Genomic DNA, 14,304 nt, shown 5'->3' on the forward strand with positions numbered 1-14,304 from the left:
GGTCAGGGGGCGGCCTCGCTCAGCGCGGCGAAGACGATCACGTTGTCGGGGTAGCCGTCGTCGGTGAGCGTCCCACCGCAGGTGACGAGCCGCAGCTCCGGGCGGCCCACGTCGCCGTAGACGTCGTCCGTCGGGAAGTCCGCCTTGGCGACCGTCCGTACGGAGGTGACGCCGAACACCGCCTCCGTGCCGTTCTCCAGGCGCGCCACGATCCTGTCGCCCCGGTGCAGCCCCGCGAGGTGACGGAAGACCCCGTCCCCGTAGGCGCCGACCGTGACATGGCCGAGGATCACCGACGGGCCGGTCTGGCCCGGCGTCGGCGAGTGCCGGTACCAGCCCGCCTGGTCGTGTGCCGTGATCGGGGGGACCTGCACGGTGCCGTCCGAGGCCAGGCCCAGCCGCATGACCGGGGTGTCGACCTCGATGGCCGGGATCTGCAGCCTGACCGGGACCGACCGCGCGAGAGCGTGCGTCGCCTTCGCGGAGGGCCCCGAGGACGGTGGCGTGCTCGTGCCGGGGCGTGCGGTAGCGGGCTGTCCCCCGGCCTGCCCGCCGCCACCGCCGCCCCCGCAGCTCACGAGCAGCGAGGCCACCGCCGCGGTGGTGAAGGCGCGCCTGGAGGGCGAGGTCATGCCCCGGTCGCCCGCCGGCGCCGTACGACATAGAACGCCACGCCGCCCGCGGCGAACACCGCGGCCGCTCCCCCGCCGATCAGCGCACCGTCGGTTCCGGACTGCGCCGAGGCCGGCGCCACACCGGTGTCGGGCGCTCCCTCCGGTACCCGGGAGACCTCGCCCGGGGCGGGCGCCGTGGTCGGTTCAGCGCTCGGAGCCCTGGTCGGCTCCGCACTCGGAGCCTGGGACGGGGACGCGCTCTCGGACACGCGGGTGGGGACCGGGCTCGGGGACGCCCCGTCGGCGAACGCGGGCATCGCGCTCGCCAGCACGGCGGTGCACCCGAGTGCCAGGGCGCTGAGGACAGTTCGGCGCATGAATCGCTCTCTTTCGTCGGTCCGCCCGCGCTCTTGCCCTGCGGGCTGGGTTACGGATCGGGAGGAGAGACGATGCAGCGGCGGATCACGTTGTAAAGAGATGGCAAAGCCGGGCGGACGAGAAGCGGTCAGCTCGTGGCGGCGGTGAGGTCGTACACCGTTGTCGAGCCAACGGTCTGCGGGGTGAAGGTAGTTGTCACCCAGGAGGAGATCTGCGATCCGGTGGTGTCGGCGCCGTCACGCGCGAAGCCGCCCTCCTGGTCGCCCTGGGCCACGAAGTAGTGGATCTTCCCGTCGGCGACGTACTGCTTGAACCGGGCCAAGGTCGGCGACGGGTCTCCACCGCTGAAGCCGCCGATGGGCATGACCGGTTCGCCGGTGGCGAGTTGCAGCCAGGTCTGGTTGTCGGAGGCGACGGTCGCGGCGACCCAGGTGTATGCCTCGGCGTCCTTGACCAGCAGGGCTCGCAGTTGGGGTGTGACCGCGTCGGTGCTTCCGAGCTTGCTGTTGCCGCCCTTCGTCGTGCCGGCTTGTGCGGCGTCCTGTGCGGAGGGTGCGGACGCGGTGCCGGTCCCGCCCTGCCGGCCGTTCTGGGTTCCTCCGGTGGGCCCGCCGTGTCCCTGTGCGTCGGACACCGAGGCGGGGCCGGCGAGAGGGGTCTGACCGGTGTGCGGCGTGGTGACCGTGGCCCACGTGTAGGAGGCGGGTCCGGCCAGTACGGCTGCCAGTGCGAGCGCCGTCGCGCCGAGAGCCAGGCGCCGCGGAAGGAGCCGCGCGAGCGACATCCCGGCTGCCGCCAGCACTCCTACGACGAGCACCGGCCAGCGCAGTTGGGAGGACCAGCCGTCCGCCCGTCCGAGCAGAACGAACGCCCACCCCGCCGTCGCCGCGACCGTCACCGCCAAGGCCGCCGCCGCGGCGCGGCCCCGAAGGCGCCGGAGGAGGACCGTGCCCATGGCGACAAGGGCGGCGATGTAGGGAGCCAGCGCGATGGTGTAGTACTCGTGGAAGGTCCCGGACATGAAGCTGAAGATCACCGCGGTGCATGCCAGGGCGCCGCCCCAGGCCAGGAAAGCCGCACGGTGCAGGTCGGTCCTGGCGGCCCTGCGGGTGACCACCAGCGCGGCCACCAGAAGGATCAGTGCCGCGGGCAGCAGCCAGGAGATCTGGCTGCCGAGCGCACTGTCGAACATGCGGGTGATACCGCCGGCCTCGCCTCCGTTGCCGACACCTCCCCCTCCGCTCCCGCCGGGGACGCTGCCCGACGTGGAGCCGCCTCCACCGCCTTTGTTGCCCTCGTCACCGGTGATGCGCCCCAGCCCGTTGTAGCCGAGGGTCAGCTCGAGAAAGCTGTTGTCGGTGGAACCGCCCACGTACGGGCGGGAGTCGGCGGGCCACAGTTCGACGAGGGCCACCCACCATCCGCTGCTGACCACGATCGCGGCCCCGGCCAGCAGGACATGGCCGATCCGCCTGGTCAGCGGAAGTGCCGCGCAGACCAGGTAGACCAGCGTCAGAGCCGGCAGGATCAGCCACGCCTGCAGGGTCTTGACCAGGAAGCCGAGTCCGAAGCAGACCCCGGTGAGCACCATCCAGCGGACGGCCCGGTGCCCCTCCAGAGCGCGCTGGAAGCAGTACAGCGCGCACACCATGAGCAGGGTCAGCAGCGCGTCGGGATTGTTGAAGCGGAACATCAGTGCCGCGACCGGAGTCAGGGCCAGCAGCGCGCCGGCCAGCAGTCCGGCGGCCGGTCCGTACAGTCGCCGCACGGCCGCGTACAGCACACCGACGGTGGCGACACCCATCAGCGCCTCGGGCACGAGGATCTGCCAGGACCCGAGTCCGAAGAGGCGCACGGAGACGTCCATGGGCCACAACGCGACCGGTGGCTTGTCGACGGTGATGGAGTTCCCCGCGTCCGATGCCCCGAAGAAGGCGGCCTTCCAGCTCTCGCCGCCCGCTTGAGCGGCCGCCGCGTAGAACTCGTTCGCGAAGCCCGATGCGCCCAGATTCCAGAGGAAGGCCACCGCCGTGATGGTCAACAGTGCCCAGAAGGCGGGCCGTTCCCATGCGGGACCGGCCGCGCGGTCGGCCTCCCCGGCCGTCTGAGGTGGCAACGGTCCCTCAAGGACAGAGGGGTTGAGCGTGGTCATGTCTCTCCTTGTGGATGATCGCGCAAGGGCTGTGGCCGAAGCCTGGGGAAGACCGCTGTCACCCTGCACGGGGGACCTCTCAGCCCGCTCTCAGCGCTCGGACCGGGGCGAGTTGCCCGGGCACGCCCTTCCAAGACCGTGGAGTACTGCTGACCAGTAGGGAGAGCGCGTCTCCGGCGGCTCCGCGCCTCACGCCCCGGGCATCTACATCTCAGGTGAATCTCACAATCGGGCGGTGTGATGTCACGGTGACCCCAAACCCTGCCGACCCCGCCTCCACGGCGCCGCCGCTGGTCCGCCCCGACGGCACCCGTGTCCGGGTGCTCGTGGTCGACGACGAGCCGGACCTCACCGAGGTGCTGTGCGGCGCGCTGGCCTACGAGGGCTACGACGCACGCTCCGCCGCGGACCGGGCGTCGGCGGTGCGGGCCACGGCCGAGTTCCGGCCGGACGCGGTGATCCTCGACGTGATGCTCCCGGACGCCGACGGTTTCACGGTGCTGCGCGAGATCCGTGCCGAACTCCCCCTGGTCTGCGTGCTGTTCCTCACCGCGCGGGACGCGGTCGAGGACCGGGTCGCCGGGATCCGGGCGGGCGGCGACGACTACGTCACCAAGCCGTTCAGCCTGGACGAGGTCACCGCCCGACTGCACGGACTGCTGCGGCGGGCGGGAATGGCCCGCCGGAGCGCGGGAGAGACCGCGCTGACCGTCGGCGGTCTGGTACTCGACGAGGACGCCCACGAGGTCACCCGGGACGGTGAGGTCATCGCCCTGTCCCCCACCGAGTACGCGCTGCTGCGGCTGCTGATGCACCATCCGCGCCAGGTGCTCAGCAAGACGCTGATCCTCGAGCGGATCTGGTCCTACGACTACGGCCACCACGCACACGTCGTCGAGCTGTACATCTCGTATCTGCGGAAGAAGGTGGACGCCGGCCGGCCGCCCATGATCCATACCGTGCGCGGCGTCGGCTACGTCCTCAAACCCACCACCTCATGAACCCGGCGAAGCGCTCCCGGCTGGACCGGCTGCGCCCCCGCACCCTGCGCGCCAAGCTCACCTGGGGCCTGGTCGCCCTGCTCGCACTGAGCTGCGCCACCGTCGGTCTGACGAGCGTGTTCGCCCTGCGCAGTTACCTCACCAGCCAGATCGACCATCAACTCGCCGACTCCGGCTGCCTGTTCCCCTCCTCGCTGCAGCAACCCGCGGACACCGGGCAGGAGACGGTCGCGGACGACGACGAGCACGGAGACACGGAAGCCGACAGTCGCGCCGACACACGTGGGCAGGCGATCGGCACCTTCGGCGCACGACTGACCGACGCGAAGATCAGTGAGGCCGCCGTCGTCCAGACCGACCGGCGCACCGCCGTCACCCTCGACGCGGCCGACGAAGCGACTCTCAACGCCGTCCCGACCGACGGCAGCGCACACACCGTCACCTTCTCGGCCCTCGGCGACTACCGCGTCTACGCCTGCGTGGGAAAGGACGACGACATCCTGGTCAGCGGCCTGCCGCTGGTGCCGCTCCAGGAGACGGTGCATCGCCTGACCCTCGTCTCCGCCGTGGTCTTCGGCGGAGCGTTGGTGATCACCGGATTCACCGGTGCCCTGTGGGTACGCCGCTCACTGCGCCCTCTTCGCCGGGTGACGGACACCGCGGCTGCCGTCGCCACCCTGAACCTGGACAGCGGCGCGGTCACCCTGCCGGGTCCGACAGCCGCAGGCGACCCGCACAGCGAGGCCGGCCAGGTGGCCGCCGCCCTCGACCGCATGCTCGGCCACGTCCAGGAGGCCCTGGCCAAGCGCCACACCAGTGAGGAGCGGCTGCGCAGTTTCGCCGCCGACGCCAGCCACGAACTGCGCACTCCGGTCGCTTCGATCCGCGGCCACGCCGAACTCGCCCTGCGCCACCCCGGCCCGGTCCCCGACAAGGTCGAGCGGGCCCTCGACCGCGTGGCCGCCGAAGCGGCACGTATGACTGCCATGGTCGACGACCTGCTGCTGCTCGCCCGCCTCGACGCCGGCCGCCCCCTGCAGCGTGAACCGGTCGACGTGACCCGCCTGGTCATCGACTGCACGGACGACGCCCGAGCGGCGAGCCCCGGCCACAGCTGGGCCCTGGACCTGCCCGAGACGCCGGTCACCGTCACCGGAGACTCCCACCGCCTGGCGCAGGTACTGACGAATCTGCTGGCCAACGCCCGCCTGCACACCCCCGTCGGCACCCTGGTGACGGTCCGCCTGGCGCAACGCGAGTCGGGCCGGTGCCTCTTGTCCGTCACGGACGACGGCCCCGGAGTTCCACCCGAGCTCCGGCAGACGCTCTTCGAGCGCTTCACCCGCGCCGACCGCCGTCACCCCGGGACCGGGACCGGCACTGGGACCGGCGGTGCCGGAGCCGGTCTCGGCCTGTCCATCGCGGCGGCGGTCGTGGCGGCCCACGAGGGCACGCTGACCTTCGAGAGCACACCGGGTTCGACGGTGTTCACCGTGCTGCTGCCTGAGATTCCCCTTTAAAACCGGCCGGAGAACCGGTATCCGCCCTGACCTGAGAGGGAACTGAGAGGTCCGCTCGGGAAGGTGAGCCCAGACCACCGTCAGCAAGGAGCCCCATGAGCAGCCTTCAAGGCGGCCACCACCGCACCGCTCCTCAGCAAGACCTGCGTGCCCGGCATGTCCACGTGGAGCACGTCATGGGCACCGTGGTCTCCATCGACCTGCGCAACTGCGCCAGGAAGGAGGCCGTATCGGCTACGCGCAGCGTGGTGCGCTGGCTCCATGAAGTCGACGCCCTCTTCAGCACCTACCGGCCGGACAGTGCCATCTCCCGGATCGTCCGCGGCGAGTTGACGCCCGGTCACGCGAGCGCCGAGGTGGCGTGGGTGCTCGAGAGGTGCGAGGAACTCCGCCTGGACACAGCCGGGTACTTCGACGCATGGGCGACCGGGTCCCTGGATCCGTCCGCCCTGGTGAAGGGCTGGTCGGTGCAGCGGGCCGCGGACGCGTTGGAGGCCCGGGACCTCACCGACTTCTGTCTGACGGCCGGCGGCGACGTCGTGAGCCGGGGCAGCCGGCAGGGCGGTCTGCCCTGGCGGATCGGGATCCAGCACCCCGGCGACCGCCGCGCCCTGGCCGGGGTGGTGCACGCGGGGAGCCTCGCGGTGGCGACCTCGGGCACGTACGAGCGCGGCCGGCACATCGTCGACCCGCACACCCGCAGTCATCCCACGGGGTTGTTGTCCGTCACCGTCTGCGGCCCCGACCTGGGCACCGCGGACGCGTACGCGACCGCCGCCTTCGCGATGGGACGCAAGGCCGCCGACTGGACGCTGACCCTCGACGGATACGAGGCCATGACGGTCCTGGACGACGAACGCGTGCTTCTCACTCCGGGCTTCCCCCTGGCCGATCGTGCGGAGGAGCCACGATGACCGCGCCCCACCTCTCCCAGCAGCCCCCTCCCAAGCCTCCCGTCCGCCCGCGCGACTGGCCCCCGCCCTCCGTTCCTCCGTCGTCGCGGCGCACCGGGCGGGTACGCCGCAGGCTGCCCGCCCGGCGCCGCCCGCTCGTCGTGGACGCGCTGGCCGCGGCCACCGGTCTCGGCCTCGGCATCTCACTCGCGCTGGGGATCGGCGCCCAGACCGTCAGCGCGCTGCATGCTCCGGGCGGTGTCGCCACCGCACTCGGCCGCGTCACCGGGATGCTCAGCGGATACGCGATGGTCATCACGGTGCTGCTCTCGGCACGCATCCCTCCGCTGGAACGCGCCCTGGGCCAGGACCGGTTGATCGTCTGGCACCGGCGCATCGCTCCCTGGGGTCTGTACCTGCTCCTTGCCCACGCCGTGCTGATCACCGTCGGATACGCGCGCGCCGCGAAGACGGGGATCCTGGCGGAGATCGGCCAACTGCTGTGGACCTACTCGGGCATCCTGTCGGCGACCGTCGGCAGCGCCCTGCTGCTGGCCGCCGGGGTCACCTCCTACCGGCGGGCACGGAGCCGGATGAAGTACGAGACCTGGTGGGCCGTCCACCTCTACACGTACCTGGGTCTGGGCCTCTCGTTCGTCCACCAGGTCGACACCGGTGCACCGTTCGTGGGGCACTCCCTGGCCACCGCCTGGTGGACCTCGTTGTGGGTGGGTGCTCTGACCGTCGTGCTCGTCTTCCGGGTGGGGCTCCCGCTGTGGCGATCGGTCCGGCACGACCTGCGCGTCGCCAAGGTGTCCTCCGCGGGGCCGGACACCTGGTCCATCGTGCTCAGCGGGCGGCATCTGGAGCGGCTGCCCACGGCCGGCGGACAGTTCATGATGTGGCGCTTCCTGCGCCGTGAGCTGTGGTGGCAGGCTCACCCCTACTCGCTGTCGGCCGCCCCCGAGGCGGGTCATCTCCGCATCACGGTCAAGGAGTTGGGCGACCACAGCACCGCCCTGTCCCGGCTCGCCCCGGGCACCAGGGTGGCGTTCGAGGGCCCCTACGGCGTTTTCACCGCTGACGCGAGGCAGTCCCGAAACGTCCTGCTCGTCGGCGCGGGTGTGGGTACGACTCCCATCCGCGCCCTCCTCGACGACCTGCCCCGGGACACCCACGTCGTCGTCCTGCTGCGCGGCAGGCGCTCCGAAGACATCGCCCACCTGGACGAGTTCGAGCGTCTGGTGGGCAAACGCCGGGGCCGGCTGCACGCGTTGACCGGACCGCGGGAGACCGTCCGGCTGGACGCACCGTCCCTGCACACCCTCGTCCCCGACATCGCGGGCCGGGACGTCTTCGTCTGCGGCCCCGACGAGTTCACCCGTACGGTCATCGCCGCCGCCCGCGACGCCGGGGTGCCCGCCCGCCACATCCACCACGAGGACTTCGCGTTCTGACCCGGTGACAGACCGGGGCCCCTCGACCACCCCTGGAGAACCCCATGCGACGCGCCCCGATCATTCTGGTCACGACCGTCATCGGCACCACAGGCGTGCTGATGTTCGAGCCCCGCGAGGTCACCCCGACCGTCGCGTCATCCTCTTCGTCGACGGCGAGTCAGGACGCGACCGTCTCGAAGAGCGGCTCCACCACCACCGCCACCGGCGCCGCCATCAGCACCCAGTTCGGCAACACCCAGGTTCGGGTCACCATCGAGGCCGGGAAGATCACGGACGTCGAGCCGCTCCAGATCCCCGGCAATGAACCGCAGTCCGTGCAGATCAGCAACGGCGCCGTGCCGACCCTGCGGGAGAGCGCACTGACCAAGCAGAGCGCCGCGATCGACTCGGTCAGCGGCGCGACCATCACCAGCCAGAGCTACGCCGCCTCCCTCCAATCCGCCCTCGACAAGGCCGGTTTCACAGCCGCCGACGGCTCCACCGCACCGACCACCGCGCCCACCGAATCCGAGGAGCACGGGCACGGCGGCGGATTCGGAGGTGGCGGCGGATTCGAATGAGACCCTCGCGCAGGCGGTTCCCGGTGACTCGATTCGTGCCCCGCGCGGGCGATCCCCGGTGGCCCGATTCCTGCCCCGCGCGGGCGGTCCCCGCTGACCCGAACCCTGCCCCGCGCGCCCACACTTCCCCGGCACAGGCAACCCACAGGCCCCGTTTCGCTTCCTTCGAGGCGTGAGGGGCTCCCGGTACCGATGGGACGCCCGTGCTCGAAGTGTGAGGAGGGGACCTCTTGAACCGAACCCGGCGAATAGGTGTCACCGCCGTGGCCGTGCTCGCGGCCATGGCGGGCTTACCGGGACTGGCCCAGGCCCAACAGCCGTCCCAGCCGAAGCCGTTGACGGCGAACGCCGACAGCGAGCTGCCGCCTGGCTGGCGCGTCGCCGGGGAGGGCGTCGCGCGTGAGTTGGTCTGGCGGTCGGACAGGGCCGTGCCCGTGGGCGACGCCCGGGTCGAGTTCCACGCGGACGGCCGGCTGCTCGGCGTACCGAAGCAGGCCAAGGACGGCCGCACGTTCCGGCTCGCCCTCAACCAGGCCACTGAGCTCAAGGACCTCCAAGTCCTGGCAGGCGGACGCCGGTTGGACGCGTCAGCCGACAGCACGAGCAAGAAGCCGAAGAACTCCCTGGCCGCTGTGCAGCCCCCGGCCCGACTCCCGGCGAACTCGGTGGACCCGGGCAAGCCGGGCTCGTACGGCACCGTCACCGGTGAGTACGACCTCGACCCGGTGAAGCTGCCCGGCTTCCCCCAGCCGGTCGAGATGCAGGCCGTCGTCGTCGCGCCCAAGGGCGCCACCGGCAAGCGACCCCTCGCACTGTTCCTGCACGGCCGCCACCCCACCTGCTTCAAGCCGGGCGGCACCGAGAACGACATAACCATTGACTGGCCCTGCTCTGCCGACACCCAGCCGATCCCCAGCCACAAGGGCTATCTGAAGGACCAGAAGCTGCTGGCCTCCCAGGGCTACGTGACGGTGTCGATCTCGGCGAACGGCATCAACGGCCAGGACGCGGACGCCGAGGACGCCGGTGCGCAGGCACGCTCCTCGCTGGTACGGCAGCACCTCGCCAAGTGGGCAGGCTGGGCCGCCCACCCGGGCACCGCCCCGGCGACCGTGCCCGACGCGGCCAGGGCCGACCTGTCCCGCGTCCTGCTCGTCGGCCACTCGCGCGGCGGCGAGGGCGTCAACCGGGCAGCCATGGACAGCCTGTACCCGCCGCCCGCCGCGCAGGACGGCTACAAGGGCCCGGTGCGCTGGAAGATCCGCGGGACCGTCCTCATCGGACCGACGATCTTCGGCCAGAACCCGGTCGCCGACGTGCCGTCCACGACGATCCTGCCCGGCTGCGACGGCGACGTCTCCGACCTCCAGGGCGAGGTGTACGTCGACGGAACGCGCGGGGTCAGCAAGGGCACCGCCCTGCACAGCGCCGTCTACGTGGTCGGCGCCAACCACAACTTCTTCAACACCGAGTGGACGCCCGGTCAGTCCGCGGCACCCTCCTGGGACGACTTCTGGGAGGACTCGGAGGAGCAGCCCGACCCGGTGTGCTCCACGGGCGCCCCGACCCGGCTGACCGCCGACCAGCAGCACCAGGCGGGCGCCACCTACATCGCCGCCGCGGCCCGGCTGTACATCGCCGGCGACGACCGGGTACGCCCGCTGCTCGACGGCACGGGCAAGCGCGCCCCCTCCGCCGACCCGGCCCGCGTGCTGACCCACGCGGTGGGCGCCCGCCGCACCGGCGGCTTCCTGCCCGACGCCCCGGTCAAGGTGACCGGCGGCAGGCTGTGCTCGGCGATCGACCCCGACCCTGCCGTGGCCTGCCTGGACCCGGAGACCGAGGGTTCGTCGCCGCACTTCGCTTGGTGGTGGAAGGAGAAGGAGGCCGGCCGCAGCGCGGTCGCGCTGAAGTGGTCGGCGCCGGGCGCGGCGACCAAGGTCGCCCCTCCCGCTCCGGTCTCCCTCTCCGGCGCCAAGAGCCTCGCGCTGCGGGTGTTCGTGCCGCCGAACTCGACCGGCACCAAGCTGGACGTGACCGTCACCGACTCCTCCGGCCACCGTGCCAAGCTCGGCCAGGTCAAGGTCGACGGGCTGCCGGGCAGCGTGCGCACCGCCTCCTACTGGGCACGCGAGGTGCGTGTCCCGCTGACTGCGGCCACCCGCGCGGGACTCGACCTCAAGCACGTCAAGTCCCTTGAACTGACTCCGCGTTCACCGTCCGGACAGGCCTGGCTGATGGACGCCTGGGGCTGGGCCCCCGGCACCCCGGCGGTCAAGGCACCGGCGCTGCCGCGCGTCGACATCGGCCGGCTCACCGCCAAGGAGGGCGACTCGGGCACGATCACCTACCACGTCCCGGTCCAGGTCTCCGGGCACGGCAGCGGCAAGGTCCGCTTCTCCGTCCTCGACCCGGACACCGGTGAGGCCACGGACAAGCTGGTCACGGTACGGCCCGGCAGCACTCCCATCGACGTGCCCGTGGAGGTGAAGGGCGACACGCGCTTCGGCTACGACGAGCAGTACGACGTCATCGCGAAGGCAGTGCGCGGCGCCGTAATCGGCTCGTACCGGGGCGGGGTCACCGCCCTGAACGACGACCCCGAGCCCGAGGTCTCCCTCACTCCGGTCAAGGACCAGGGGGCCGAGGGAGACACGCTGACCTGGCGGATCTCCCTGTCCGAGCCCGCCGATGCGGACATCTGGCAGCCGGTCCGTGTCCTTCCGGTCACCGAGGGCGCCGAGCTGTCCACCAAGGACGTGGACCCGCAGTGGCTGTTGGACTACGCCGGTGAGCTCCCCGACCCGGAGCGCGCCCTCTCCCAGGCGAACGTGTGGGCGTGGATGAACATCCCGGCCGGGTCCACCAGCGTCGACTTCATCGTGCCGACGGTGAAGGACCAGCTGACCGAGCCGGCCGAGTCGGTGCGCCTCGCGCTGACCGACTACGACCTCGAGCCGCTTCCCGGCCACCCTGTGCTGACGGGCACGGTGGTGGACGGGTCGTAAGTCACCGTGCGTCGGGGGCATGGACCTGGTGGTCCATGCCCTCGACGTGTTCCCGACTGCGATTCGGCCTCACATGTTGATCATGTGTCCGGCCAGGCCGTGCACCGCCTCCTTCACCGCCTCGCCCAGCGTCGGGTGGGCGTGCACGTTGCGGGCGACCTCGTGAACGGTCAGGTCCCACTGCTGGGCCAGGGTCAGTTCGGGCAGCAGCTCGGTGACGTCGGGGCCGATGAGGTGGCCGCCGATGAGCTCGCCGTACTTCGCGTCGCTGATCAGCTTCACGAAGCCGGTGGTGTCGCCGAGGCCGTGCGACTTGCCGTTCGCGGTGAACGGGAACTTCGCCACCTTGACGTCGTAGCCCCGCTCGCGGGCCTGGGCCTCGGTGTAGCCGAAGCTGGCGATCTGCGGCTGGCAGTAGGTGGCGCGCGGGATCATCGCGTAGTCCAGCTCCATGGTCTCCGCGTCGGAGAGGGTCTCGGCGGCGATCACGCCCATCGACTCGGCGGCGTGCGCGAGCATCAGCTTGGCGGTGACGTCGCCGATGGCGTAGATGTGCGGGACAGAGGTACGGCAGCGGCCGTCGACGTCGATCGCGCCGCGCTCGGTGACGGTCACGCCGGTCTTCTCCAGGCCGTACCCGGTGACGTTCGGCGCGAAGCCGATCGCCTGGAGCACCTTGTCGGTCTCCAGGACCTGCTGGGCGCCGTCCTTGCCGGTGACGGTGACGCGGACCTGCGGCCCGGACTCGTCGATGGACTCGACGCGGGTGGAGGTCAGCACGTCGATGCCCAACTTGCGGTACTGCTTGGCCAGTTCGGCGGAGACCTCGGCGTCTTCCAGTGGGGCGACGCGGTCCAGGAACTCGACGATCGTGACCTTCACGCCGTAGTTGTGCAGTACGTAGGCGAACTCGATGCCGATGGCGCCGGCGCCCGCGATGACGATCGACTGCGGCAGATCGTCGGCGAGGATCTGCTCCTCGTACGTCACCACGCGCGAGGTGCGGCGGGTGCCGGGCAGCAGTTTCGGGGTGGCGCCGGTGGCGATGATGCAGTGCTCGAACCCGATCGTGCGGGTCTCGCCGTCGTATCCGGCCACCTGGAGCGTGTGCGGGTCGAGGAACGTGCCGCGGCCGTCGATCTCCGCGATCTTGTTCTTCTTCATCAGATAGTGGACGCCCTTGACCCGGCCGTCCGCGACCCGGCGGCTACGGCGGAACGCCTCGCCGTAGTCGAAGGAGACCTCCCCGTCGACCTTGATGCCGAAGGTCTTCGCCTCGCGGGTGAAGATGTGCGCCAGCTCGGCGTTGCGCAGCAGGGCCTTGGTGGGGATGCAGCCCACGTTCAGGCAGACACCGCCCCAGTACTTCTCCTCGACGACGGCGACACGTTTGCCCAGCTGGGCGGCGCGGACGGCGGCGACGTAGCCGCCGGGGCCGGCTCCGAGGACCACGACATCGAATCGTTCGTCCTGCTCGACCATGGAGAGTTCCCTTCTCAACTGGGCGGCCTCGGGCATCACGTACGCCTAACCGGCCTCAACGGGATCATCCGTGCGCCGGACGGGCTCCCGCAACCGCTTCTTGTGGATCTTGCCGACCGTCGTCGAAGGCGGCTCGTCAGCTCGCCGCGGGTTGCGGCACTTCCCGCTTCCGCGCCCCGGCCGGAGCCCCGCGCCGGAACACATCCTTCAGATAGAGCACCAGGGCGGCGCCGAGCACCCACACCGGGAGGATCACCAGGGCGCGGACCAAGCCGTCGTCCTGGAAGCGGGACAGCCCCTGCATCGCGCGGACGCCCACCCCGACGGGCAGGATCTCGGACAGCGGGCGCAGCCAGGCGGGAAGGTAGGCCGCCGGCATGATCCCGCCGCTGCTGCTGTTGCCGAGGATCAGCAGGAGTATCGAGGCGAGACTGACGCCCGCGGAGCCGAACAGCCGCAGCAGCACCATGGTCGTGGCGGCGACCGCGGCGCCCATCAGCGCGACGACGACGGCGAGCGGCAGGAACGGGCCGGGCAGCGCACCGAAGCCGACGCTTCCGGCGATGGCGGTGACCAGGACTCCGCCGACGACTCCGAACAGGGCCAGGCTGGCCATGCGCCAGCGGTACTGGAGCCGGGGAGCGAGCTGGTACGTCGTCATGCCGAAGAGGTATCCGGCCAGCACCAGACCGAAGGCGGCGTAGAAGACGGAGAGACCCCGGGTGTCCCCCGCCGCGGCCGGGGCCACGTCCTCGACCGAGAGTTCATGGTGCTCCGCGTGAGCCGCGGAGCCGAAGGCGGTGGTCACGGTCGCGGTGACGGCGGCTCCGTTGGCGCTGCCGTAGAGCAGCTTGCCCGCGCCGAGGTAGGCCGCGTACACGGACCTGTCCTGGACGGCTTGCCGGGCGGTGGATTCGTCGGGGTAGGTCTCCAGGGTGAAGCCGCCCGGGACGACGCGCGCGAGGTCCTGGCGCAGGTGCTCCTGCTGCGTACCGATCTCCGTCGTGCCCACGTGGAGCCGATGGGGGCGCGGCGCATGGAAAGCGGCGAGGTAGACGCTGACGAACACGGTGCCGATCAGCAGGACGACCGCCACGGGGAGCAGGACGGCACGCAGATTTCCGGGGCCGGGAGGCGGATGGGCCACGTCCAGGGCGTGCTTGTGCGGCTGTCGGGCGGCCCGGGAGGCGACTTGCTGAGACATCGGAGCAGGTTCCTAGATTAGAAGGCAACTGA

Annotated in this window: 11 protein-coding genes; 6 read left to right on the top strand and 5 right to left on the bottom strand. The window is 71.2% G+C overall.

What is annotated here, in order from left to right; translation table 11 throughout:
* Positions 1-2 precede the first annotated feature (2 nt).
* The 3 genes from OG246_RS41405 to OG246_RS41415 form a co-directional block, all read right to left on the bottom strand.
* Positions 3-632 (bottom strand): class F sortase, encoded by a 630-nt coding sequence (locus OG246_RS41405; protein ID WP_266474541.1) that lies wholly within the window; start codon positions 630-632, stop codon positions 3-5.
* Positions 629-991, bottom strand: coding sequence for a Tat pathway signal sequence domain protein (locus OG246_RS41410; protein ID WP_266474542.1), 363 nt, complete (start codon positions 989-991; stop codon positions 629-631). Before OG246_RS41410 ends, OG246_RS41405 begins: the two co-directional genes overlap by 4 nt.
* A 128-nt stretch (positions 992-1,119) precedes the next feature.
* Positions 1,120-3,144: a glycosyltransferase family 39 protein gene (locus OG246_RS41415; RefSeq protein WP_266474543.1), complete on the bottom strand. Its 2,025-nt coding sequence runs from the start codon at positions 3,142-3,144 to the stop codon at positions 1,120-1,122.
* Positions 3,145-3,392: 248 nt separating this feature from the next.
* Between OG246_RS41415 and OG246_RS41420 the strand changes: the two genes are divergently transcribed.
* The 6 genes from OG246_RS41420 (at position 3,393) to OG246_RS41445 (ending at position 11,586) form a co-directional block, all read left to right on the top strand.
* Entirely contained in the window at positions 3,393-4,145 is a 753-nt protein-coding gene (locus OG246_RS41420; RefSeq protein ID WP_323178373.1) for a response regulator transcription factor, read from the top strand.
* The gene (locus OG246_RS41425; RefSeq protein ID WP_266474547.1) at positions 4,142-5,665 is read left to right on the top strand and encodes a cell wall metabolism sensor histidine kinase WalK; all 1,524 of its coding nucleotides are present in this window, start codon (positions 4,142-4,144) and stop codon (positions 5,663-5,665) included. Before OG246_RS41420 ends, OG246_RS41425 begins: the two co-directional genes overlap by 4 nt.
* 95 nt (positions 5,666-5,760) lie before the next feature.
* Complete coding sequence (locus OG246_RS41430; protein ID WP_266474548.1) at positions 5,761-6,579, top strand: FAD:protein FMN transferase; 819 nt, start codon at positions 5,761-5,763, stop codon at positions 6,577-6,579.
* On the top strand, positions 6,576-8,015 hold the full coding sequence (locus OG246_RS41435) for a ferredoxin reductase family protein (protein WP_266474549.1): 1,440 nt from the start codon (positions 6,576-6,578) through the stop codon (positions 8,013-8,015). Before OG246_RS41430 ends, OG246_RS41435 begins: the two co-directional genes overlap by 4 nt.
* Positions 8,016-8,059: 44 nt before the next feature.
* Complete coding sequence (locus OG246_RS41440) at positions 8,060-8,578, top strand: FMN-binding protein (protein ID WP_266474551.1); 519 nt, start codon at positions 8,060-8,062, stop codon at positions 8,576-8,578.
* A 230-nt stretch (positions 8,579-8,808) separates the two neighbouring features.
* Positions 8,809-11,586, top strand: a complete 2,778-nt coding sequence (locus tag OG246_RS41445; RefSeq protein ID WP_266474552.1) for a hypothetical protein — start codon at positions 8,809-8,811, stop codon at positions 11,584-11,586.
* Positions 11,587-11,655: 69 nt separating this feature from the next.
* Here OG246_RS41445 and lpdA read toward each other — a convergent pair whose 3' ends face one another.
* Positions 11,656-13,068, bottom strand: a complete 1,413-nt coding sequence (gene lpdA / locus OG246_RS41450; protein WP_266475061.1) for a dihydrolipoyl dehydrogenase — start codon at positions 13,066-13,068, stop codon at positions 11,656-11,658.
* Positions 13,069-13,204: 136 nt separating this feature from the next.
* Positions 13,205-14,272 carry an ABC transporter permease gene (locus OG246_RS41455; RefSeq protein ID WP_266474554.1) on the bottom strand — a complete coding sequence of 356 codons (1,068 nt, stop codon included), beginning with the start codon at positions 14,270-14,272 and terminating at the stop codon, positions 13,205-13,207.
* Between the last annotated feature and the right edge of the window lie 32 nt (positions 14,273-14,304).

Origin of the sequence: Streptomyces sp. NBC_00620, from assembly GCF_026341825.1 — a bacterium.
GTDB lineage: Bacteria > Actinomycetota > Actinomycetes > Streptomycetales > Streptomycetaceae > Streptomyces.